Here is a 21,937-nt window from a genome sequence, read left to right on the forward strand (position 1 = left end):
CGTTCGACGGCCACTTTACTCATTCCCCAAGTGTTTTTATGTCTAGCCACGGGGGCTAGTTTATATTTTAAATTATTGGCTATTAATCTCTTGATAGTCAGTCTAGTCTATTGTACACAAAAAAGCGGGCTGACGACAAGGTCAGACCCGCTTTGTAATATTTCTTAACCATTAAAAATGGATTGACCACGTTCAAAATCAAACGCGTCACCAACTTCATAATCATCGGGCAAAATCAAGGCACCTGGGCGTTGTGGCGCATTTGCTAGGCCCAATTCACGGCCTGAACAAATCATCCCATCACTCTTGACCCCGCGTAATTCACCGGGCCAAATAATGAGTCCACTAGGCATCATTGCCCCAACTTTTGCAACAACGACCTTAATATCGGCCTGCATGTTAGGTGAACCACTAACGATTTGGACGGATTGGTCATTATCAACCACAGTCTCCGTCACCAACAGGTGATCGGAGTCTGGGTGTGGCGTTGCCGTCTTAACATACCCAACGACGAACCGAGAACTCGTTTCAGCTTCCAATTCACCGGCAAAACCGGCATCCTCGAGAGCGGTGTTTAAAGCCGCCACGTCGTCCTCAGTCAGGTGTACCTGACCAGCACCCGTAATGTCCGGTAAAATGCTGGAGACGGCCAGAAAATTGTATCCTAGGGTCTTCTCAGTATCTGGGTCGTAGATCCGCGCAATATTTTCACGAACGGTGTGTGCCTGCTTGGGGGTATCTTGGGCAACGATAACAATCAATGCATCCCCTAATTCTTGGGGATTGTAACTAGCAATTAACATGTCTGAATCCTTTCCAACGGGGTTATATTAAGCGTTGGTCGCTAAAGAATTGATAAATTCTTCAACCTCTGCTTTTGTCTTACGATCTTTGTTTACTAACCGACCGATTTCTTGACCATCGGCGTAAGCAATGAAACTAGGAATGCCGAATACGTTAAGTTCAGCGGCTAAGTCGATGTTTTCGTCACGATCGACAGCAATAAACTTAAAGTCGGAGAAATCCGCTTCGATCTCAGGCATAGCTGGCTTGATGAACGTGCAATCTGGGCACCAGGTTGCGGAGAAGAAAAGCATCGTTTTGCCATCCTTCACGACATCTTTCAGTTCAGCGGCTGACATCTTGGGTAATTGTTCCATGGTTAGCACTCCTTTATTAAAGAATAAAATTTTGACAAAGTCCATTATAGCATGGATGAAAGAATTTACACGATTTTTGCCTTTTTACGGGAACTTCCCTCCAATCATTGGTATACTGAGGGCAGAAGTGATGGGGTTGATGCCCAACTGAAACAACTTGCTTAGGAGGCGGTAGTTATGGCTGCAAAAAATGGACAATTATATCAACTAAGTCTCACCGGCGTACTCGGTGGGTTAATGGGCATTTTCATCACGCGATTCTTCGGTAGCGCGTCTCGCTTAGATCCAGATATCATTCTGAATCAGGTCAAGCACCAATTCCGGCAAGAATCGCCGATTGAGGGTGCCTGGATCGAAAAACGAGCGGTTCCCTTCCAAAAATATGCAGTCAAAGCGCGTGTCTACTATGGTGGCATCACGCGCTACGAAGACGACCAACTGGTTCAATACCAGTTCATCGCCGACGCCGCAACCGGGAGCGTTCTGGACATTCACCGGCTTTAATCGTGCATTCGCAATCATATAAACTCGGAACACCAGTTGTGGCTGGTGTTTTTTTTGTGTCGTCAAGTTCAGCTTCACCAGCCACCTGCGGCCTGAGAAGCGGTTCTTCGGCTCGGTTTGAAGCCTGGAAAAACCGCCAGTCTTCAAACACGTCCCACGCTGTAAGCCGAAAATCGGCTAACACCGTCGACACAGCTGGCTCCACCTCTGACCACCTCCGGTTAAACGGGTTCTTGGAAACTAAGCTAGCTTAAGTGTTTGAATGACATCACTTGCTCAGTACTTTTAGCGCGCCACTAGGTAGCCGAGAGTGAGTCAAATTTGGGCTCAACCGTGGGATTTTCAAGTGATTTTCTTGAAAATGGCGACCTGAAGACGTGCTTTACGGCTTCAAGCGAGGGGCAAGACCGCCTTTGGGCTTGTCCCGTCCTCCCCAGCATGTTCCGGTCCAAATTTCGCGAACGGTAAGGCGGCTTTTTTCCCACTATGTTTGACTAAAACTCAACATCCGATTCTCGTTGTGTCAAGCATAGTGGGTATTTCAGTGTTCTCAACCTTTAGATTCAACACAAAAAAGATGAAACCAGGCTAACCACGTTAACCAAGCAACATCTTTTACAAGTCATTATGACTGTTAAACCTAACTAGGCCGTTGGCAAATGCTTCAGGTTCGACGCATGATTCTCTAAATCAGTCCGAACAATCAGCACGTCACAAACAGCGTTCGCGACCACGTAACTCGCCGTGGATCCCATCAACATGCGCTCCACAACGTTGACCCCGGTGGCTCCAATCATAATCAGGTCCGCGTGATAGTCCTTAGGCAATGTCCGCGCCAAGTCGACCTTCGCGTGACCGTAGTACACGGAAGTAACCACCTGCTTGACACCCGCCTTTTGGGCCCGTTGCCGGTACTCGTCGACTGTTTTTTCTTGAATCTGCCGTTCTTCATCCATTACCTGTTGGTCGACGTAGCCAAAGCCGACCCGGGTGTTGTTCCCCAGGCCCACGTAGTCGCCGCCGCTCATAATGGTGATAATGATCAGTTCAGCCTCATTTCTGACTGCCACCGCAATGGCCTTGTCCAATGCCCGTCGTGCCTGCTTAGAACCATCCACACCAACGAGAATGTGTTGATATCTTTCCGTCATCCCTACCACTCCTTTGACCAATTTTTAGGTAAACTACTTGGTCAATTCGTAGATGGCTTGACCATAAATGGCCATCGCCTTCAACAAATCAGCTTCTGGTTGGAATTCATCAGCTTGATGCATCGTGTCCTGAGTTCCAGGGAACAATGCACCGAAGGCCACGCCCCGTTTCATCAACCGACCATACGTCCCGCCACCCACGACTTCTGGTTGGGCGGTCAAGTCACCAGTCTGTTGCCGGTAAACGTCCATCAAGGTTGCCACGATTGGGTCTGCTGGATCAACGTAGTGTGGCACCATTTCTCGACCCTGCTTTAGCGTCACGGCCATTTCAGCCTCAGCTTTCTCCAAACCAGCCTTGATATCAGCAGCACCAGTCCCAGTTGGGTACCGGAAATTAGTGTTGATCAGGCCACCTTCATCAGCCTTAAAGGTCATCACGCCGACGTTCATGGTGAGGTCGCCCATCACCTCGTCCGTGTAGGCAATCCCCAACTTGGTTGCGCGAGAATCATCATGGAGACTATTTGCCAACAGACCGAGGAAATCAGCAGCATCCCCACCAAAATCGTATTGGTTCAGGAACGTTGCTAAGAAAGTCCCGGCATTGATGCCATTCTTAGGTTCCATGCCGTGTGCTGCTTTACCGATCACCTGTAAGTGAACACCATCGGCTACCTGTTCAGCTTCACCGGTGACGGGAACTTTTGTCAGGAAGGTCGTAAAATCAGCGATAAGCTGTTCCGGTTTGCTGCCCACAACCGTGGCCTCAGCATCTCGCGGAACCATGTTTTCCCGTAAGCCGGCCTCAAAGTCGCGTAAGCTTACGGTACCACCGTTACTACCGCTAAAGTGGGAAGTGAAGGTGACATTACCCTTTTCACCATTGATCAGTGGAAATTCGGCGTCAGGTGAGAAGCCCAACGTTGGTGCGGGTTCCAGGTCAAGGTAGTGGTTCATCCCCGTCCAGTCGCTCTCCTCGTCGGTACCAATGATGAACCGAATCTTGATTTTAGGGATAATTCCCTCGTCCTTCAACATCTTCAAACCGTAGTAGGCTGCTAGAGCTGGCCCCTTGTCGTCGGACGTACCACGACCGTACAGCTTGCCATCCTTCTTAGTCAACGTAAAGGGATCCGTGTGCCACCCCTTACCACCAGGCATCGTGTCGGCGTGGCCCAGGATGGCGAGCGTGTCATCGCCCTCACCATATTCCACGTAACCCACTAAATTATCTAAATTTGTCGTCTTAAAACCGTCACGCTTGGCCAAGTCTAAAAATGCGAGCAAGGCCTTGGCGGGACCAGGACCCAATGGATAATCATCGGTGGCCTTGGAATCATCTCGTGAACTATCGATGCCGACCAACGTGGTTAGGTCTGCAACGTAGTCCTGGTGATACTTTTCTGCTAGCTTTTGCCAATCAATTGCCATGATTGGACCTCCTTCATTTTATTCGGACCAAACGTCCAGGTTAACTGTCTCCAATTTTAGCATACCCCCCGCCAAATGTAAGCCGATTTCACGGCGGAACATGCTATACTGGAAAAGATACATAAGAGGAGGCTAATCGCATGCAAGAAGCACAACCTTTAACTGAAAATATTCTGGCGGCAACAATCCAACAACGCGCCGCCGATAGCTACAAGGGAACCTACGGCCGGGTGACCTTGATTGGTGGTAACCGCAATTTTGGAGGCGCTATCATCATGGCCAGTGAAGCCGCCGTTTATTCCGGTGCTGGCCTGGTAACGACCATCACCGACGCCAGCAACCAAGACGCTCTTCACGCTCGGTTGCCGGAAGCCATGTTCGCCGACATTACCGACTTCGACCAATCCCGTGAACTCATCAAGGGATCTGACGTCGTGGTCGTAGGCCCCGGTCTCGGAACCGATGATGAAGCCGCAGCCGTTTTGGCAGACGTCTTCAACGTGATTCAATCCGACCAAATTTTGGTCATTGACGGTTCTGCAATCACCCTAGTTGCCGAACGCCACCTACCTTTGCCAGAGACGCACCTCATCATGACACCGCACCAAATGGAGTGGCAACGATTGAGTGGTATTGCCATCGACAAACAAACGGTGGATTGGAACCTAGCAATCATCGACCAGCTGGACGCGACCATCGTCCTGAAATCTCACCGCACCCAAGTCTACACGGATAACGGTGTCTACGAGAATACCATTGGTACTCCCGCTCAGGCAACCGGTGGCATGGGCGATACATTAGCCGGCATGGTCGGTGGTTTCACCGCTCAGTTTAAGGATACGGACCAAGCGGTCTTAGCCGCGGTCTACAGCCACAGTGCCATCGCTGAGAAACTGGCGAAGACGCAGTACGTAGTCTTACCACATCAAATCGTGGCGCAATTACCGCAATTTATGAAAGCCCACGAAGGTTAATAAACTTATCATTTAAAATATGGTACAAAAAAACTGTGCGGCCCAATTTAGAGCCTACACAGTTTTTTATTAACGATTAAATTTACTTTGTAGGAATGCCTTCGCCCAACAAACTGTCAATTTCACTGGCAGTCAGTCCGCGATAGGTTCCAATCGCTAAGTCAACAGGGCAGCTTAGTGGCCCCAGCGCCGTCCGTTCAACCGGACCAGTCACACCAGTTAGTTGGCTCAGAGTCGCTACCGCTGCGGCTACGTCAGCCGTTTGCAGACTGATAGTCATGGTCTGACTAATCTGATCAACTTGGGTCGTTAAATTTTGAAAAGCCGGATTAGTGGCTATTTCAGGAACGGTGACCCCGGTCAACTGTACCCGACAGGTACTGAGCCAGTTCTGGGCATCCACGTCCATCAAGAATTGCGTATCATCACTGGCAATGACGGCACCCACGGCTTCCCGAGGCAAATCAGTCAGCGCTTGTAACTGCCACTGTTGATCGAAGCCATTTAACAGGCTTCCCAAGCTCCGCGGCGCCGTAGGGTCCAGACTCAGCTGAAACCCCATGGGCTTATTAAAGACGTAGTATTGTGGCTGACGACCAGCAACAGCCAACTTGTCAACGCGAACGTCATCCTGGCTCGTCACTAGTTTACGAGGAGAATCAACCACGACGTCATTGACCGTAACTCGACCCTGTCGTAGCAGTCGAAAAATTTGTCCGGGTGTCCCCTGACGGTGTTCCGTTAAGTAACGTTCAATGTTCATGTTTGACCTCCTAACGAATGTGTAGGCGCCGACGCAGACCGGCAACGCGTGACCCGAGAATAGCATCGGCCAGTCGTGACTTCAAAACAGAGTAAACGTAGAAGTAGCCCCCGATAACCGCAGCCACTGCCACAATCAAGAAGTTGATGACCCGACCCTGACTCCCCAGCAGACCACCCAACAGAGCAACACCGCGGGCTAATGCAAAGGTTCCTAAGGCTGACAGTAGGATACCGTTAGTCTTTTTGGCAATGCTTGCGTAGTTAATGCCAAATTGGTTATTCAACCAGTGAACAATCAGGTAACAAGCGACCAGGAATCCACAACCAGTCGCAATCAGCGGACCAAAGGCACCAAAGAAGTAAACCAGCGGCCACTGGACGATAAATTTCACAATAGTCCCGACTAAGAAGTACCGAACGGCACGTTTGTTCTGAGAGATTCCCTGCATCAACGCTGCAACGACCGTGTAAAGCCCCAACAAAATCGACAGGTAAGAAGAGAAGGCGAGCAACGACGCGGCCAAAGCCTCATGCGTCGTCCCGTAGAATACCAGGTTCAGTGGGCGGGCAATTGCGGCCATCCCCAGCGCACTGGGAATCATGACGAATTCAAACATCATGAAGGCATTCGTTAATTGTGCCGAAATATCCTTTTTATTGCCCTGCGTATAGCTTTGAGAGAGCAATGGCACCACGGTAACGGCTAGTGCTGACGATAAGGAAATCGTAATCATAATTAATTTATTGGCGTTCACCCCGAACAGCGCGAATAAGTCGTTCAGGTGAGCGGCCGTATAGGTACCAGCCAGATGCATAATGGGTGCAAAGGTGTATTGGTCAATCAGTTGAAAAATCGTGATCCCCGCACCTAAGACAATGAATGGAACGGCTTGTGCGATGATTTCTTGATACAATTGCTTGGCCGGCACCACCATTTCATTGTTACTGTTAGCTACCAGCGAACGGAACTCATGCCGCCGCCGCCAATAGTAGACACCGAGAATCGACAGACCCCCGAAGGCCCCGACTGCGGCCGCAAAGGTTGACTGTGAAACCGCGGTGATCCAGTTGCCCTTCAGGACCCGCATAATGATAAAAGCGGCACCCAACATATAGATGACCCGAACCAATTGCTCCACAAACTGGGAGATGGCGGACGGTGCCATTTGCTGGAAACCCTGGAAGTAGCCCCGCGTCAGACTCATGGTTGGAATAATCAGAATTGCCCACGCCAACGAGTGCAGGACGGGAACCAGGTTTTGGTCGCCCCCCGTAAAGAGCGGCGCCCCAAAGTACATCAATGAGGCAATCACGACCCCGGTTAAAATAGCTATTTCTAGTCCTCGTTTATAGAGGCGGACACTGATACCATACTCATTTAATGCGTTATAGTGAGCCACCTGCTTGGCAATTGCGGAAGGCACCCCGGCGATCGCCGCAATCAGGAAGAAACTATAGATGTTGTACCCTTTTCCGTATAACGCGTTTCCTTGCAAATAAAAGGCTCCAAACCAAATATTCCAAGGGATAATGTAAACCGCTCCGAGAATCCGCGAGAGAATACTTCCCGCCGTCATCCACGCTGACCCCGCAACCATCTGGTCCTGCGTGCTGGCTTGGTTTCCAGAATTTTCTGAACTTGCCGCCATTTGACACCCTACTTTCAATTTGTAAAATTCAACGTAATCCGGGCTTGGATAATTCCAAGCTAATCAAACAAACATTATACCATAGCTTTTCCCCCGCAAAAGTCAGAATTCCGTTAAGATTTTGATATCGGTCGCAGGTTCTATCGTGGTAACCGGTGAAATGAGACCCACCGCGTTTAGATGATTTTTACCACCAAACCGCTAATTTCGTCAAAATAACGAGACTTTTCAGGCAAATCACCCAAAGCGCCAGCAGAATTCTTACCGAACATCCCGAACAGTGGTATGCTGGAAGTAGGCAAAGACACAGTATATTCAAGGAGGAATGCCAATATGACGCAGGCAACAGCTGGTTCCACCGCAGCACCAAAGATGCAGATGTCACCAGAACGGGCAAAACAAGTCGTGAAGATGACCAAGAGCATCCGGGGAAACTTCCCAGAGTTAGAGGCGATTTCTGACGCGCAATTAATTTATTCGACCTGGCGCAGTTTCAAGCGGATCGACCAAACCAACGATAGTGATTACACCACGATGGCTGACGTCTTCTTCCACGAATTTGACCGACACGTTTTAAACTACCAATTCTCTAAGACGGGGCAAACGGAAACCATTCGTCATCGGTTCTTCGCCATCTTAACTGAATTGCTCTAACCTAAATCAACTGGACCCGCAGACTATCTGCGGGCCTTTTTGTTTGCCAACCTTCCTTTTGTCCAACCAAATTGGATGCGGTATACTGAAGAGATAATTAGTTTAGAGAGTGAGGCGATTCAATTGCGTTATTTAGCGTTACTCGGTAGTCATGAGCGCCACGGCATCACTGCTGGTTACTTGGATGCCGTTACCGCGGCCCTCCCCGATTCAGCCAATGTGGAGACCGTCTTCCTGCGCGACTACGATATTTATCCCGACACGAAGGAACAAAGTTGTCCCGCGTTAGACGAAATTGAGGCTAAGATGGCGGCCAGTGATTTTTGGATTATCTGCGCGCCAACCTATTGGGGTGGCATGTCTGGTGTCATGAAACAATTTTTTGATTGTATGCGGTTCCGGTTGGTCCGCATGAACTCTGTGGCGGACACCCTACCTGGTAAATACAAAGATAAACACTACTTAAGTATGACGAGCTGCTTCATCAGCTCCACTGAAAATCTGGCGACTGGTATTACCGATCAAACCTTTGTGACCATCGACCGCGTGTTGACCGGTGCTGGTCTGATAAAGGTCGGTGAATTCGTCGGAACCGGTACCTGGGGAACTAAGAAACCACGGCCTGAAAAGCTTGCTGAATGCACCCGCTGGGGGAAAAAGATTGCCAACCGGCCACGAAAGGATGATAACACTTTGAAACGATATATCTTATTATTCATCATGATTGCCGTCATGGCTCTCATTACGATGGGCCTCCAGGCTTGGTGGTTTGGCGTCTTTGCCGCCGGAAAATTCTGGCTGACCTACGCCACCTTCGTGGTCATCTTCTACGTTTTACTTGCCAGCATTCTGCACTTCTTTACCTTCGTCCGACACCGTCGACGGTAAATTAATTCATTTACATACAAGGGGCCGGGATAAATTCCCAGCCCCTTTTTTAACGCTAAATTTGTTTTACTGAAACGGATATTCACAGGTAGCCAACCGTCTGCTGGCCCCTCTATCTCAACTGACTCCTTTGAGATAAGCAGCCTCTAAACTCCCGGTCTGAGTCTCCGCCATAAATTCGGCTGGTGTTCCTGCAAACGCAATACACTGACCAGCCAGGACCAACACCTGAGTGTTCCCCTCTGGTAAAGCCCGCAGCTGATGAGTCGTCATGATAACCGTTCGTCCAGACGAGGCTAGCCGACTGATCTGCGCCATGACCCTTTTAACCGCACGAAGGTCCAGCCCATTTTCTGGTTCATCAAACAAGTAAAGGTCACGTCGCAACTGGCAAATCCCAGTGAATAAAACTAATCGCCGTTGCCCGCCAGAGAGAGCTTTAAAGCGAGTATGCGCTATCGCTTGTAAGTCCGCCGGTAGGTCCGCCACTTCGAGGGTTGCCGCAGGGTCATCCAACACCCGCATCATCTGTAAGGCTTCCAATACAGTGACGTTCCCCGTAAAGGGGGCTCCCTGCATCTCATAACCAATATGGCCCATGGTTGGAAAACCCAGGAGATGTGACCGATCGCCGGCACGCACTCCCGCAATTAGGTCCAGCAACGTCGTCTTCCCCACACCGTTAGCACCCAATAAAATATTAACCTTACCCGGCACAAATTCTGCGGTAAGCCGATTAAAGAGCTGCCGCCCATCTGGTAATACCAGTGAATAATCCTGAATTTGCATGACACGTCCCCCTTAGTATCGACTAGTCTGTGACTGTAATCGCATGTGACGGACCGGATAGTAGCCCACCATGAGATAGAAGAGACCCACTACCACTAACATCGTGCCATTAAAACCAGTCGTTGCGTGAGCCAAATTTAGAAATGCCGCATAAAATAACACAACGTATGAACACGGATTAAGACTGGTTAATAAGATATTCAGGGCCCATTCGTTCGGAAGGCTGACGTTGATCAGCAGCATCCCCACCGCGATATAGCCCATCACAATCAACGCAATAGTATTCCCCTTAATGGGCATCAGTAAGAAAAAGTTGGTGAACCCAGCAATGATCGGAACTAACAAAAAGTTTAACAGTAGAGCGGCCGCCATGTCTGGTAAATACTGAATTGTAGTCGGATCAAGGGCAACGACCACGGCATCAAAGCACACCATCTCAATCTGAATAAATAACGTTTGAATTGCCAAGTTACTGTAAAAAATTAACCGTCGATCACCAGCAATCACCGTAAACATTTTCAAAAAATTGGTCTCTCGCAAGTTGATCAGACCAAATTCAAAACCATTTAACACGCCCACCAAGACGATGTAGGCCCAGTAACCGGTGAGCTGGACTAATGCGTTACCAGTTCCCAACGGATGACCATTAGTATTCACTGCCGCCACCACAAAATAAATCGTGGGCGCAATCAGTGTAAAGAATAGGATAGACTTATCTGCCCAGGTCATCTGCCACTCAAACTTACTTAGCGTTCGCAGTTTTCGCCACATACGCGACCCCTCCCCCTTAATGAGTCTCATTATGACCACTGCCAGTCGAATTGCACGACTAAACCCTTCATTAGTTTGGCCACCACGCTATTAGCCAACTGAACGTTAAAAAAGTTAAGCAAGTACCATCCCTCTGCCTTACCGGCCGCCAGATATGGGCTGGAACGGTGCAGACACAACTTGAAGCCTCGAAAAAACCGAGTCTACAAGCTTGGTCTTCTGCTAAGCCAGTAGGAAACCCATCTACTAATTAAGCAGAACGATGCACCTGAGCCCATATCTGACGACCTATCGGCTGACGCGGTATCTTGTTGTCAACTAGGTTAGTCATCATGAACACATTTAACATCTTTTACCGTGATTAAGGTTAACCAGCGATCACCACGTCTGAATCCTCTGGTCTCTGGCATGTAACCAATTTACAGAAGATTAGTGGTAACGACGCTTGCTAATACTGGATCGAAGTAAATAATTTATCTCCAGCCTTCTGTTACCCACTTTTAGAATTATCAAGATATGAGCCACAGTATCTTGCCCTCGGCACCCATGTCAGCAAGATAAAATTGACGCTAAAAAGGGTCCGAGACTTTTGTCTCAGACCCTTAAAGTATACTTAGACTAAACCTTCCAACAAACGCTTATGCTTAGTTAGCCACAATGTTGACCAATTTGCCTGGAATCACAATGACCTTACGAATCGTCTTGCCATCGGTATGGGTCTTGACCACATCGTCAGCCAGAGCAGCTGCTTCGATATCATCCTTGGCTGCATCCTTCGCAACCTTGAGGTGTGCCCGAACCTTACCGTTCACTTGAACGACCATTTCAACCACGTCTTCAACCAATTGCTTTTCGTCGTAGGTTGGCCACTTAGCGTAGGCAATCGTTTCATCGTGGCCCATCAATGACCAGAGTTCTTCGGCGATATGTGGCACGATTGGTGAAATCAGCTTGACGAAACCTTCCATGTAGATCAATGGCAGACTATCGGCCTTGTAAGCTTCGTTAACGAAGACCATCAATTGCGAAATAGCCACGTTGAAGCGCATCGCTTCAAGGTCTTCACTTACTGTCTTGACCGTCTGGTTGTAGATTTTATCCAACGCACCATCGTTGATCATCGTCACCCAATCACGCAAATGGTTGTTGTCATCGATCAGCAGACGCCAAACTCGATCAAGCCAGCGACGAGAACCATTGATACCCTCAGTACTCCAAGGCTTCGAAGCTTCAATTGGCCCCATGAACATTTCGTAAAGACGAAGCGTATCGGCCCCGTCCTTTTCGACGATTTCATCAGGATTGATGACGTTCCCCTTAGACTTGGACATCTTTTCGTGGTTCGTTCCCAGGATCATCCCCTGGTTAACTAACTTCTGGAAAGGTTCCTTGGTTGGCACAACCCCGAGGTCATACAGGAACTTGTGCCAGAACCGAGCGTACAGTAAATGAAGAACGGCATGTTCAGCCCCACCAATGTAGAGATCGACTGGCATCCAGTACTTCAATTTGTCTGGGTCGGCAATGGCTTCATTGTTCTTAGGATCAACGTAACGCAAGAAGTACCATGAACTCCCGGCCCATTGTGGCATGGTGTTCGTTTCACGCTTCCCTTTACGCCCGTTTTCATCCACGACGTTAACCCAGTCATCCAGGTTTGCCAGTGGACTCTCACCGGTTCCTGAGGGTTCCAGTTGTTTGGCAGCTGGTAACTTGAGTGGTAACTCGTCTTCCGGAACCAGCGTTGTTTCGCCGTCTTCCCAGTGGATAACGGGAATTGGTTCACCCCAGTAACGTTGACGAGAGAAAATCCAGTCTCGTAACCGGAAGTTGACCTGTTTGTGGCCGACATGGTTTTCTTCCAACCAGTCGATGGCCTTAGAAATGGCCGTCTTCTTATCCAACCCATCCAAGAAGCCCGAGTTGACGTGTGCACCATCACCGGTGTAAGCAGCTGCTTGCACATCGGTGTCATCGTCACCAGCAATTACTTGAACGATTGGCAGGTTGAATTTCGTAGCAAAGTCGTGGTCCCGGTCATCATGAGCCGGCACGGCCATGATAGCCCCGGTCCCGTAGGATGCCAGCACGTAATCACCGATCCAAATTGGCACCTTGGCACCGCTCAATGGGTTAACACCGTAAGCACCGGTGAAGACCCCGGTCTTATCCTTGTTCAAGTCAGTCCGTTCCAAATCTGACTTACTTTCAATCGCTTCTTTATAATCCTTAACAGCCTCAGCCTGTTCTGGTGTCGTAATCTGATCAACCAGGGCATGTTCTGGTGCCAAGACCATATAAGTAGCTCCAAATAACGTATCCGGACGAGTCGTGTAGACCTCAACCTTGGTGTCTTCTTGCCCATCAACTGGGAAGAAGACACTGGCCCCTTCAGAACGACCGATCCAGTTTCGTTGCATTTCCTTGATGCTTTCTGGCCAATCCAGATCATCTAGGTCATCCAGCAACCGGTCAGCATAAGCCGTGATCTTTAAGACCCATTGGCGCATTGGTACGCGGTAAACAGGGTAACCGCCCCGTTCAGTCTTGCCATCAACGACTTCTTCGTTGGCCACAACGGTCCCACCCATAAAGTCAGGTGCCCAATTGACCATGATTTTATCTTCGTAGGCTAAGCCCTTCTTGTACATCTGTTCAAAAATCCATTGTGTCCACTTGTAGTAAGATTCGTCAGTGGTGTTTACTTCACGACTCCAGTCGTAAGAAAAACCTAATGAGCGAATTTGACGCTTAAAGTTTTTGATGTTGTGGGCAGTGAAATCTTTAGGATTGTGTCCCGTCTTCAAAGCGTACTGCTCAGCAGGCAGGCCAAAGGCGTCCCAGCCCATTGGGTGCAGAACGTTGAAGCCTTGCATCCGCTTCAAACGGGCCATGATGTCGGTTGCCGTGTATCCTTCTGGATGACCCACGTGCAGCCCTTGGCCTGAAGGGTAAGGGAACATATCTAAGACATAGTATTTCGGTTTATTCTGATTGTCAGCGGTCTTGAAAGTCTCATTGACGCGCCAGTAGTGTTGCCATTTGCGTTCGATAATTTGGTGTTTGTATGCCAAAAGTCTTCGCTCCCTTTATTAAGTCTACGTTGTGCCACAAAAAAAGCCCCCAGAAGCCCAAAATGGGCCTCTGCAGGGCGTTTTAGCGCGGTACCACCTACATTTCCCCAACCATCTGTTGGGGCTCATTCCGGCTGATAACGTCGCCAAACGCCCACCTTGCGGCAGAGAAAAACTCGGAGACAAGTTCGTCTGGCACGGTAACGGATTCACATCACCCATCCGCTTGCTGGATACCCCGCCTGACTACTACTTCTCGTCAACGTTTTGCATAATCAAATTGTTTTCATCTTAGCAAAAGCCTCCATGAAAAGCAAGGGGAACACGGGTAAAACCCAATTGCGAACGGGGGTGTGCTATACTAAATTCATAAAAAGCTTAAGGAGGTCCACCATTGACGACCATTTCTAAATTACGCTGGCGTTGCACCTGGGGCGCTGGCATTCTCTTTTTACTGGACCTTTTTGGCGTGGTCACCCAGCAAAATTGGCTCAAGGCCATTGACCAGACAATTATTCACCTGATTCGGCACCCACTGCCCCATTCACTGACTCACCTGATTATCGCCATCACCAATTCCGGCAATCCACGGCCAGTGACCTGGGTCACCTTACTCTTAATTGCTGCTCTGGCAATCTTGCAGCGGTATCGGGGCGCCCTATTTTTGACGGTCAACGTCCTGATTTGGGCTGGCATTGGCAACAGCTTGATCAAGCATATGGTCCAGCGTCCCCGACCCACAGTTGATCGACTGGTCACCGCCGGTTCGTTCAGTTTTCCAAGTGGCCACTCGATTACGGCCATGCTCCTGTGGGGTTCGGTCATTGTGTTGCTGGGCTGGTCGCTCCGTCGGCATCGTAACTGGCGTTGGGGAGTCACCCTACTGTTGAGTTGCTGGATCGTTATTATTGGCCTATCGCGAATCTACGTCGGCGTGCACTACCCAACCGATGTGATTGCGGGTTGGTCACTGGGCTTTGTCCTGCTGACCTTGAGCCAGTGGTTCTTAACGCGTTATGGAGATGGATTATAAATGAATTTACCAAATGCTTTAACGTATAGTCACACGTTACTTACCGAATGTGTGGGACCCGGTGCCACCGTAGTTGACGCTACTGTTGGTCAAGGCCACGATACCATTTTTCTGGCAAATCTAGTTGGGCCAACTGGTCACGTCATTGGCTTTGATATTCAACAAGCTGCCCTGGATGCCACCCAACAGCAGCTAGCGTTGACTGGCTTGGGCAAACAGGTCGACCTGCACGCGACTGGACATGAAAATGTGGCCACGTATCTGGCACCTGAGACTCAAGTTACCGCGGCCATCTTCAACCTAGGATATTTACCGGGTGGCGATAAGTCCGTCATCACAAAGCCCAATACCACTTTGATGGCAATCAAAGCCTTGCTGCCCCACCTCCCCCGCGGTGGCCGCATTATCTTAGTGGTCTACTACGGTCATCCTGGTGGCCAAACGGAACGGGCCGCGGTCGTTGATTTTTGTGAGCACCTGCCACAAAAAACTTACCAGGTTCTGCAGTACGGGTTTATTAATCAAATTCACCAGCCACCATTTTTACTGGCGATTGAACGCCGGTAACTTAATCTTTAGTTAAAGGAGTACGGACAATGAAAAAAATTCTATTGTTACTGATTGCGATGACTGCGGTCGGTATTTCCACCGCCCTACCCGCACCTGTGCAAGCAGCCACCTGGCATTCAACGGCCATTCCTCACAAGATGCGCGGCTACTGGACTGCTCGTGATAACCACAGTCAGGGCGTCCACATCTACAAACATAAAATTCATTATACTGGTGAAAAGACCGTCAAGGTTAAGTGGCGGTACGTTGGGAACCACAAGTACCACTTTAAATATGCACATTCCCAGGGTTTTACAATCAACCTGCACTATTATGGCCGGCATAAGATAACCATGAATTCCTATTGGCATAACTACTATCGATAGCAATTTGACCACAAAAAAAGCTGAAGCAAAATTTGCTTCAGCTTTTTTTACTTGTTAATCGCTTAAAAAATGGAACCGAGTCAGCTCTAACGCACTGTTTTCCATGATCATTTGACCATGTTCAGCCAAGACGTCAGGCGCTACCTTGGTCTTATCCCCATATTCGTACGCCACGGCGAGTTCATCCTTAATGGATTCGCGGGAAGATTCGTTTACAAAGAAGACCAGTTCCAAGTAAAAATCATCGTTGTAACGGTATAAATTGGAAGCTGCATTTTCTAAACGCAACACCCGGGCAAGGTTAATCATATCTTCAAACGAGTGGAGTTTAACCACCCGTTTAGTGGTCGGTTGACCACTATCACTCAAATAGTCTTCGATATCGTTCGAATCGCTAGTAGCTGATTTAAACGTGGAGAAGAGATCCTTTTGGCCATCTTTTTCCAATAAATGCTCCTTAATTTGATCCGATACTTGATCGGGGTGATCACTATCGACGCTAGCATCGGCATCTGCCTCTTCCGCTGCGTCCTCGTCTGCATTCTTACTGATAAACAATTCTAGACCATTACGGTTAGGCAGCACCTGGAAGGTAACTGCCTCATTATCTTGAAATTGATGATCAACGTCGACTTCTTCCAAAATACTATAGAAAAAGCCCTCAATTTGCTTGTGGTTACCCAACAAGTCTAAGACGGTGATACCGCGTTCGCTCAGGTCATCGTTACCGATAACCACCCGAATCGTATTTTCATTGATTCGTTCCATCTCCATGAATAACACCCCTTTCTCGTGGGTTTTGGGTATTGTCCTTGATACTCATTCTAGTCATTTAAACTTACTTGTAAAGTCATCATACCAAAAAACCGGACTGCAAGTAATATTTTCTCACAAATCCGATTAGATGCAACTAATTAAGCTTACAGATGAGGTTTCCATAAGTTTTTTATTGAATTTCCCAATATTTGCCATTTATCTAGACCCATTAACCAGCCGTTGCGCCCGTTCCAATTCCATTGCACGGACCTGACGGGGCAGAAAACGCCGAATTTCTTCTTCATTAAACCCAACTTGGAGCCGCTTATCGTCCACCATAATTGGTCGACGCAAGATTCCCGGATTCTTTTGAATAAGATCATACAGCTCACGTAAGGGTAAGTCATCTAGATCTACGGTTAATTCTTGGTAAGCCTTAGAACGGGTTGAAACAATTTCTTCAGTTCCATCTTCAGTCAACCGTAAAATCGATTTGATCTGATCAATTGTCAAGGGTTCGGAGAAGATGTTTTGTTCACGATACGCGATACCGTGTTCTTCAAACCAAAGACGGGCCTTGCGGCAAGAGGTACAACTGGGTGATGTGTAAAGTGTGACTGTCATAATCTTTTCCTCCCTCTCGAGCTCTTTGTATAAATCATTTAATAGTTCTATTATACAGGGTTTTCTGAGAATTGGAAGAGTTTTTTAGAAATAAATTAATAAACAATATTACCCGACATGACTATTTCCTCCCGTCACTATTACACAATCAGCATTTATTGTTAATCAGATGGTTTCGGTCAATTTACTTTTATCGAATAAAAACAATTAGATTTTATATGTCATTCCCGGCTGAACGACTTCTACTGGAATAGCCGTCCCAGCCGCCGCTTGCGCTTCTACCTGAAGCTGGTCTAAGCGACCTGTTTGAGGTAAATGTGTCAGCAGCAAGCGTTTAACCGCTGCATCACACGCTAACTGGCCCGCTTGTGTCGATGTGAGGTGCCAAGCCGTCCCCTGATGATCAGCGTAGAAATTAGTATCAGCCAGTAACACGTCCACATTCTGAGCCCACGGGGTCAGCCCCTCAAAGGCAGCTGTATCCGCCGTAAAGGCTAAAGTTTCGCCCGTTTGGACCTCGGTAATTCGTGGGGCATATGCTGGAACCGGGTGATGAGTCTCTAGAAAATCAATCTTAAATGGTCCTAAGTTCAACGTCTGCTTTGGATCATAGGCCTGTCCAACCGTAGCGTTCGGCCAAGTCAGCGCGCCAAAATTCAATGGATCAGCCGTATGGCCATAAATTGGGAGGACGGGTTCAGCCTTTGCCCCAGCTGCCAACTGCCAAAGGTACTGAAGAACACCCACATCGGCCGTGTGGTCATGATGGTAGTGCGTCAGTAAGACAGCATTCAATTGCAGCGGATTCAAAACCTTTTCCAATGCCAGTAATGCCCCACTGCCACAGTCTAAGAGTAAATGGTAATCACCACTGGTCAAGAGATAACTACTCGTTCCCACCCCGTTGTGGGGGTAACCGCCGTAACAGCCTAAAATTGTGAGTTGCATAATGTCATCCTTTCTGGTTCTTGTAATTGTTACCAGTGTAGCGCGTCGGCTTCGGAGTGTAAACGTTTCGCTTTTCGTTGGAAGTCTCTTATACTAAGGGTAACAAAGTTGTTAGGAGGGATGGATATGCTTCACGAATTATCATTTTCATTTGGAAGTCCTGCTGTACTGAAAAAGATTGTCGCTGAGAATCCAGATCGTCAGTTTAAGTTGCTCGCCAATTCGGGTGGTAACGCAGAAGAGTCCTTACAGCTACTAGACATTTCTGGGCAACCGAGCCAATTCACCACTGAGCTCGACTACGATGTCCAACTGCACGCTGGCGTATCAACTTGGGATGGTTTCTATAGCTATAACTACTTCACGTTCGACGCAGATGCTGCCAAAGTATTTGATGCCAAAGCAAATTTACTAGCAATCAACGACCTGCCAATGGGCTTGCGGGCGATGTACGTTTTGACCAAGAAGAAAAACCCTAGCGACTACGTACTCTTGACCATTTGGGAAAGCAGTCAAGCCTTTTCACTTTGGCGTAATTCTGATGCATTCAAGCCCTTCAATCTTTACGCAACTAGTGCCAATCACCACCACTCGTCAACTTACGAACCGACCCGTTTTCCAAAAGAAGACGAAGAATAGTTTGCCATCATTTGTGAATATTATCATTTGGCAACCGATCAATCTCGGTTGCCTTTTTTCATTGGATTTTCACCAGATTTTTGATTTCACCAAAATTCGCGGTACAATGGGACTATTCTGTTTAGAAAGATGGCGATAATTTGACCAGTCAGGTTTCAAATGCAGCGACGGATAAAATTTCGCCCAATCTGCCCCTCACTGATGAACAAGCACAGCTGGTGGCACACATCATGGCTTTTACGGAGCGGGAGATCGTTAACCCGGGTCCGGCTATCTTCACCATCTATGGCGACGCAGGCACCGGTAAAAGCGTAGTTCTAGCCCACCTCTTTGCACAAATTCAGGCCGCTGCCCGAACGGACACAACAACACCGTTGGCCGGTACGGAAAATTATTTTCTCGTTAATCATCCAGAAATCCTCAAAGTGTACAAGAAAATTGCGGGGTCGCAAGCACACCTATTCAAAAAGGATTTTCAGCGACCAACGTCCTTGATCAATCAAATTGCTCAGGGTAAGAAGCAAGCCGATGTTTTGGTCATCGACGAGGCGCATCTTTTATTATCACAAGCCGATCACTATAACAATTTTTACGGATCGAACCAGTTGACCTCTCTGTTACAGACAACCAAAGTAATTATTCTCGTCTTCGATGAAACGCAGGTACTGCGGATGAAAAGCTTTTGGACGGAGGCCCGCTTAGAGAAACTGCTGGCACCCTATCGCCAGGAAACTTACCGTCTGACCCATCAATTTCGAATGCAAGCCAGTGACGAACTTGTTGCGTGGATCAATGCGTTTAGTCATGGGCAACTACGACCTCTCCCACACAATGTTGGTTCATCATATGACCTCAGAATTTTCACGGATGCTGAGCAAATGCGGCAGGCTATCGTTAAACGTAATTCAGCGGTGGGTCTCTCACGCATTGTTTCCACATCGGGCTATCCCTCCACTCTGGACGGTGGCCATCATTATATCCAAGAGGGGCGGTTCCGAATGCCTTGGGATCAGTATAATTATACAAGCACTCCCTGGGCTGAACTCCCACAGACCATCAATGAAGTCGGTTCAATTTATACTTGCCAAGGATTTGACCTTAATTACGTCGGTCTCATTTTAGGACCACCGGTAAGTCTAAATGCACACAATCAGCTTCAGGTTAACCTTGACCGATATACAGACGTTGAAGCTTTCAAACACCGAGCTGATTTAACTGACCCAACTGAATTAACAGCGGTTAAAAAGCAGCTGATTCTCAACTCCATCAACGTCTTAATGAAACGAGGCGTTCATGGTCTCTATATTTTTGCTCATGATGAGCGCTTGGGGCGCTATCTGGCCCAAGATTAACAATAACCTAAACGTAAACGGCGCCACAGCTAATTCCTGCAGGAATTGCTGTGACGCCGTCTTTAAATGTATCTTATCTCTATCTAGGACACCGCTCCCCTAATTAGCATCTGGGGGGCATCACTAACTGAAGATACAAAAAAAGCCTTCCCCACAGGAAGACTTTCACTGACGGTCCGTACGAGACTCGAACTCGTGATCTCCTCCGTGACAGGGAGGCGTCCTAACCAACTAGACCAACGAACCAATTGCGGGAGCAGGGTTTGAACCTGCGACCTTCGGGTTATGAGCCCGACGAGCTACCAGACTGCTCCATCCCGCGATAATATAATATTAAAATGTGGTGATGACCCGTATGGGATTCGGACCCATGTTACCGCCGTGAAAGGGCGGTGTCTTAAACCACTTGACCAACGGGTCAAAACTAAAAACGGAGAAGGAGAGATTCGAACTCTCGCGCCGCTTCCGCGACCTATACCCTTAGCAGGGGCACCTCTTCAGCCACTTGAGTACTTCTCCATAATGGGCCTAAATGGACTCGAACCATCGACCTCACGCTTATCAGGCGTGCGCTCTAAACCAGCTGAGCTATAGGCCCAAATAAAGCGGGTAACGAGAATCGAACTCGCGACAACAGCTTGGAAGGCTGTGGTTTTACCACTAAACTATACCCGCATTATTTGAGTAAATTTAATGGCGCGGGACGGAATCGAACCGCCGACACATGGAGCTTCAATCCATTGCTCTACCGACTGAGCTACCGAGCCATTTGCCATTTAGATTAGATATGGTTACAACACTTGGACGAACAAGTACTGCAACGGTCCGTACGAGACTCGAACTCGTGATCTCCTCCGTGACAGGGAGGCGTCCTAACCAACTAGACCAACGAACCAATTGCGGGAGCAGGGTTTGAACCTGCGACCTTCGGGTTATGAGCCCGACGAGCTACCAGACTGCTCCATCCCGCGATAATATAAAGGAGGATGAGAGATTCGAACTCTCGCGTGATTTTACTCACCTGACGGTTTTCAAGACCGTTCCCTTCAGCCAGACTTGGGTAATCCTCCATAATGAAACAAATACAAGTGCCCCTCTGGTAATGGACCTTGTAGGACTCGAACCTACGACCGAACGGTTATGAGCCGTTTGCTCTAACCAACTGAGCTAAAGGTCCAGTCCAAGTCCAAATCGCGGCGGGGGGGATCGAACCCTCGACCTCTCGGGTATGAACCGAACGCTCTAGCCAGCTGAGCTACACCGCGAAGTGTTAAATAAAGTTATTTATTTAATCGGGAAGACAGGATTCGAACCTGCGACCCCCTGGTCCCAAACCAGGTGCTCTACCAAGCTGAGCTACTTCCCGTTAAAATGCACCCAGTAGGAGTCGAACCTACAACCTTCTGATTCGTAGTCAGACACTCTATCCAATTGCGCTATGGGTGCAAAATATGAAGTTAATTGCTTAACACCTTTCGGTGCTAAGCGGAAGACGGGATTCGAACCCGCGACCCCCACCATGGCAAGGTGATGTTCTACCACTGAACTACTTCCGCAAAATGCCGACTAGAAGATTCGAACTTCCGACCCCCTGTTTACAAGACAGGTGCTCTGCCAACTGAGCTAAGTCGGCATAGCCAGTATTGACGTTCAATATCCAAATGTCACTCACCTAAACGGTGAATGAGCCGTGACAGGCTCGAACTGTCGACCCTCTGATTAAAAGTCAGATGCTCTACCAACTGAGCTAACGGCTCATATGGAGGATACAGGGCTCGAACCTGTGACCCTCTGCTTGTAAGGCAGACGCTCTCCCAACTGAGCTAATCCTCCAAAA

At 48.4% G+C, this 21,937-nt stretch carries 21 protein-coding genes and 18 tRNA genes; 9 read left to right on the forward strand and 30 right to left on the reverse strand.

Annotated elements, in window-relative coordinates; translation table 11 throughout:
* Positions 1-164: 164 nt before the first annotated feature.
* Both ytpR and EKM75_RS10845 read right to left on the reverse strand, forming a co-directional pair.
* Entirely contained in the window at positions 165-803 is a 639-nt protein-coding gene (gene ytpR, locus EKM75_RS10840) for a YtpR family tRNA-binding protein (RefSeq protein WP_125694534.1), read from the reverse strand.
* 27 nt (positions 804-830) lie between these two features.
* Entirely contained in the window at positions 831-1,160 is a 330-nt protein-coding gene (locus EKM75_RS10845) for a thioredoxin family protein (protein ID WP_125694536.1), read from the reverse strand.
* A gap of 177 nt (positions 1,161-1,337) precedes the next feature.
* Between EKM75_RS10845 and EKM75_RS10850 the strand changes: the two genes are divergently transcribed.
* Complete coding sequence (locus EKM75_RS10850) at positions 1,338-1,664, forward strand: hypothetical protein (protein WP_125683251.1); 327 nt, start codon at positions 1,338-1,340, stop codon at positions 1,662-1,664.
* Between the two features lie 644 nt (positions 1,665-2,308).
* Here EKM75_RS10850 and EKM75_RS10855 read toward each other — a convergent pair.
* Positions 2,309-2,815, reverse strand: coding sequence for a universal stress protein (locus EKM75_RS10855; RefSeq protein WP_125694538.1), 507 nt, complete (start codon positions 2,813-2,815; stop codon positions 2,309-2,311).
* 33 nt (positions 2,816-2,848) lie between these two features.
* Positions 2,849-4,249, reverse strand: coding sequence for a dipeptidase PepV (pepV, locus tag EKM75_RS10860; RefSeq protein ID WP_125694540.1), 1,401 nt, complete (start codon positions 4,247-4,249; stop codon positions 2,849-2,851).
* 140 nt (positions 4,250-4,389) lie between these two features.
* On the opposite strand from pepV, the gene EKM75_RS10865 reads away from it, so the two are divergent.
* On the forward strand, positions 4,390-5,223 hold the full coding sequence (locus EKM75_RS10865) for an NAD(P)H-hydrate dehydratase (protein WP_125694542.1): 834 nt from the start codon (positions 4,390-4,392) through the stop codon (positions 5,221-5,223).
* An 82-nt stretch (positions 5,224-5,305) separates the two neighbouring features.
* Here the strand turns inward: EKM75_RS10865 and EKM75_RS10870 are convergent, their stop codons facing one another.
* Both EKM75_RS10870 and EKM75_RS10875 read right to left on the reverse strand, forming a co-directional pair.
* Entirely contained in the window at positions 5,306-5,986 is a 681-nt protein-coding gene (locus EKM75_RS10870; protein ID WP_125694544.1) for a pseudouridine synthase domain-containing protein, read from the reverse strand.
* Between the two features lie 10 nt (positions 5,987-5,996).
* Positions 5,997-7,637: a putative polysaccharide biosynthesis protein gene (locus EKM75_RS10875; protein WP_125694546.1), complete on the reverse strand. Its 1,641-nt coding sequence runs from the start codon at positions 7,635-7,637 to the stop codon at positions 5,997-5,999.
* Positions 7,638-7,970: 333 nt separating this feature from the next.
* On the opposite strand from EKM75_RS10875, the gene EKM75_RS10880 reads away from it, so the two are divergent.
* Both EKM75_RS10880 and EKM75_RS10885 read left to right on the forward strand, forming a co-directional pair.
* Positions 7,971-8,291, forward strand: a complete 321-nt coding sequence (locus tag EKM75_RS10880; protein WP_125694548.1) for a hypothetical protein — start codon at positions 7,971-7,973, stop codon at positions 8,289-8,291.
* Between the two features lie 123 nt (positions 8,292-8,414).
* The gene (locus EKM75_RS10885; protein ID WP_125694551.1) at positions 8,415-9,179 is read left to right on the forward strand and encodes a flavodoxin family protein; all 765 of its coding nucleotides are present in this window, start codon (positions 8,415-8,417) and stop codon (positions 9,177-9,179) included.
* A gap of 117 nt (positions 9,180-9,296) precedes the next feature.
* Here EKM75_RS10885 and EKM75_RS10890 read toward each other — a convergent pair whose 3' ends face one another.
* The 3 genes from EKM75_RS10890 to leuS form a co-directional block, all read right to left on the reverse strand.
* Positions 9,297-9,968 (reverse strand): AAA family ATPase, encoded by a 672-nt coding sequence (locus EKM75_RS10890; protein WP_125694553.1) that lies wholly within the window; start codon positions 9,966-9,968, stop codon positions 9,297-9,299.
* Between the two features lie 12 nt (positions 9,969-9,980).
* Positions 9,981-10,739 carry a hypothetical protein gene (locus EKM75_RS10895; protein WP_125694555.1) on the reverse strand — a complete coding sequence of 253 codons (759 nt, stop codon included), beginning with the start codon at positions 10,737-10,739 and terminating at the stop codon, positions 9,981-9,983.
* 644 nt (positions 10,740-11,383) lie between these two features.
* Positions 11,384-13,813, reverse strand: coding sequence for a leucine--tRNA ligase (gene leuS, locus EKM75_RS10900; protein ID WP_125694557.1), 2,430 nt, complete (start codon positions 13,811-13,813; stop codon positions 11,384-11,386).
* 394 nt (positions 13,814-14,207) lie between these two features.
* On the opposite strand from leuS, the gene EKM75_RS10905 reads away from it, so the two are divergent.
* The 3 genes from EKM75_RS10905 to EKM75_RS10915 are packed head-to-tail and all read left to right on the forward strand — an operon-like array spanning position 14,208 to position 15,781.
* On the forward strand, positions 14,208-14,846 hold the full coding sequence (locus EKM75_RS10905) for a phosphatase PAP2 family protein (RefSeq protein WP_125694559.1): 639 nt from the start codon (positions 14,208-14,210) through the stop codon (positions 14,844-14,846).
* Complete coding sequence (locus EKM75_RS10910) at positions 14,847-15,413, forward strand: class I SAM-dependent methyltransferase (protein WP_125694561.1); 567 nt, start codon at positions 14,847-14,849, stop codon at positions 15,411-15,413.
* 29 nt (positions 15,414-15,442) lie between these two features.
* Entirely contained in the window at positions 15,443-15,781 is a 339-nt protein-coding gene (locus tag EKM75_RS10915; RefSeq protein WP_125694563.1) for a hypothetical protein, read from the forward strand.
* Positions 15,782-15,835: 54 nt separating this feature from the next.
* Here the strand turns inward: EKM75_RS10915 and EKM75_RS10920 are convergent, their stop codons facing one another.
* The 3 genes from EKM75_RS10920 to EKM75_RS10930 form a co-directional block, all read right to left on the reverse strand.
* Positions 15,836-16,555, reverse strand: a complete 720-nt coding sequence (locus EKM75_RS10920) for an adaptor protein MecA (protein ID WP_125694565.1) — start codon at positions 16,553-16,555, stop codon at positions 15,836-15,838.
* Positions 16,556-16,753: 198 nt separating this feature from the next.
* The gene (spxA, locus tag EKM75_RS10925; RefSeq protein WP_125694566.1) at positions 16,754-17,161 is read right to left on the reverse strand and encodes a transcriptional regulator SpxA; all 408 of its coding nucleotides are present in this window, start codon (positions 17,159-17,161) and stop codon (positions 16,754-16,756) included.
* 207 nt (positions 17,162-17,368) lie between these two features.
* Positions 17,369-18,109, reverse strand: a complete 741-nt coding sequence (locus EKM75_RS10930) for an MBL fold metallo-hydrolase (RefSeq protein WP_125694568.1) — start codon at positions 18,107-18,109, stop codon at positions 17,369-17,371.
* A 126-nt stretch (positions 18,110-18,235) separates the two neighbouring features.
* Here EKM75_RS10930 and EKM75_RS10935 point away from each other — a divergent pair, with 126 nt between their 5' ends.
* Together EKM75_RS10935 and EKM75_RS10940 are read left to right on the forward strand one after the other, a co-directional pair.
* The gene (locus EKM75_RS10935; protein ID WP_125694570.1) at positions 18,236-18,748 is read left to right on the forward strand and encodes an antibiotic biosynthesis monooxygenase; all 513 of its coding nucleotides are present in this window, start codon (positions 18,236-18,238) and stop codon (positions 18,746-18,748) included.
* Positions 18,749-18,888: 140 nt separating this feature from the next.
* Positions 18,889-20,100 (forward strand): DUF2075 domain-containing protein, encoded by a 1,212-nt coding sequence (locus EKM75_RS10940; RefSeq protein ID WP_225426711.1) that lies wholly within the window; start codon positions 18,889-18,891, stop codon positions 20,098-20,100.
* 172 nt (positions 20,101-20,272) lie between these two features.
* On the opposite strand, the gene EKM75_RS10945 is transcribed toward EKM75_RS10940, so the two are convergent.
* The 18 genes from EKM75_RS10945 to EKM75_RS11030 form a co-directional block, all read right to left on the reverse strand.
* Positions 20,273-20,346: transfer RNA gene (locus EKM75_RS10945), tRNA-Asp, on the reverse strand.
* Positions 20,347-20,348: 2 nt separating this feature from the next.
* Positions 20,349-20,422, reverse strand: a tRNA-Met gene (locus tag EKM75_RS10950).
* Between the two features lie 25 nt (positions 20,423-20,447).
* Positions 20,448-20,520, reverse strand: a tRNA-Glu gene (locus EKM75_RS10955).
* 11 nt (positions 20,521-20,531) lie between these two features.
* Positions 20,532-20,619, reverse strand: a tRNA-Ser gene (locus EKM75_RS10960).
* Between the two features lie 4 nt (positions 20,620-20,623).
* Positions 20,624-20,698 (reverse strand) — tRNA-Ile (locus tag EKM75_RS10965).
* Positions 20,699-20,704: 6 nt separating this feature from the next.
* Positions 20,705-20,775: transfer RNA gene (locus EKM75_RS10970), tRNA-Gly, on the reverse strand.
* Between the two features lie 19 nt (positions 20,776-20,794).
* Positions 20,795-20,867, reverse strand: a tRNA-Phe gene (locus EKM75_RS10975).
* A gap of 54 nt (positions 20,868-20,921) precedes the next feature.
* Positions 20,922-20,995: transfer RNA gene (locus EKM75_RS10980), tRNA-Asp, on the reverse strand.
* Positions 20,996-20,997: 2 nt separating this feature from the next.
* Positions 20,998-21,071 (reverse strand) — tRNA-Met (locus tag EKM75_RS10985).
* A gap of 9 nt (positions 21,072-21,080) precedes the next feature.
* A tRNA-Ser gene (locus EKM75_RS10990) sits at positions 21,081-21,170 on the reverse strand.
* A 33-nt stretch (positions 21,171-21,203) separates the two neighbouring features.
* Positions 21,204-21,277: transfer RNA gene (locus EKM75_RS10995), tRNA-Ile, on the reverse strand.
* A 14-nt stretch (positions 21,278-21,291) separates the two neighbouring features.
* Positions 21,292-21,365 (reverse strand) — tRNA-Met (locus tag EKM75_RS11000).
* A 27-nt stretch (positions 21,366-21,392) separates the two neighbouring features.
* Positions 21,393-21,466 (reverse strand) — tRNA-Pro (locus EKM75_RS11005).
* Between the two features lie 6 nt (positions 21,467-21,472).
* A tRNA-Arg gene (locus tag EKM75_RS11010) sits at positions 21,473-21,546 on the reverse strand.
* Between the two features lie 38 nt (positions 21,547-21,584).
* A tRNA-Gly gene (locus EKM75_RS11015) sits at positions 21,585-21,656 on the reverse strand.
* Between the two features lie 4 nt (positions 21,657-21,660).
* A tRNA-Thr gene (locus EKM75_RS11020) sits at positions 21,661-21,733 on the reverse strand.
* 51 nt (positions 21,734-21,784) lie between these two features.
* Positions 21,785-21,857, reverse strand: a tRNA-Lys gene (locus EKM75_RS11025).
* A gap of 3 nt (positions 21,858-21,860) precedes the next feature.
* Positions 21,861-21,933, reverse strand: a tRNA-Val gene (locus tag EKM75_RS11030).
* Positions 21,934-21,937: the final 4 nt, after the last annotated feature.

It is taken from the genome of Levilactobacillus tongjiangensis (assembly GCF_003946345.1).
GTDB classification, from domain to species: domain Bacteria; phylum Bacillota; class Bacilli; order Lactobacillales; family Lactobacillaceae; genus Levilactobacillus; species Levilactobacillus tongjiangensis.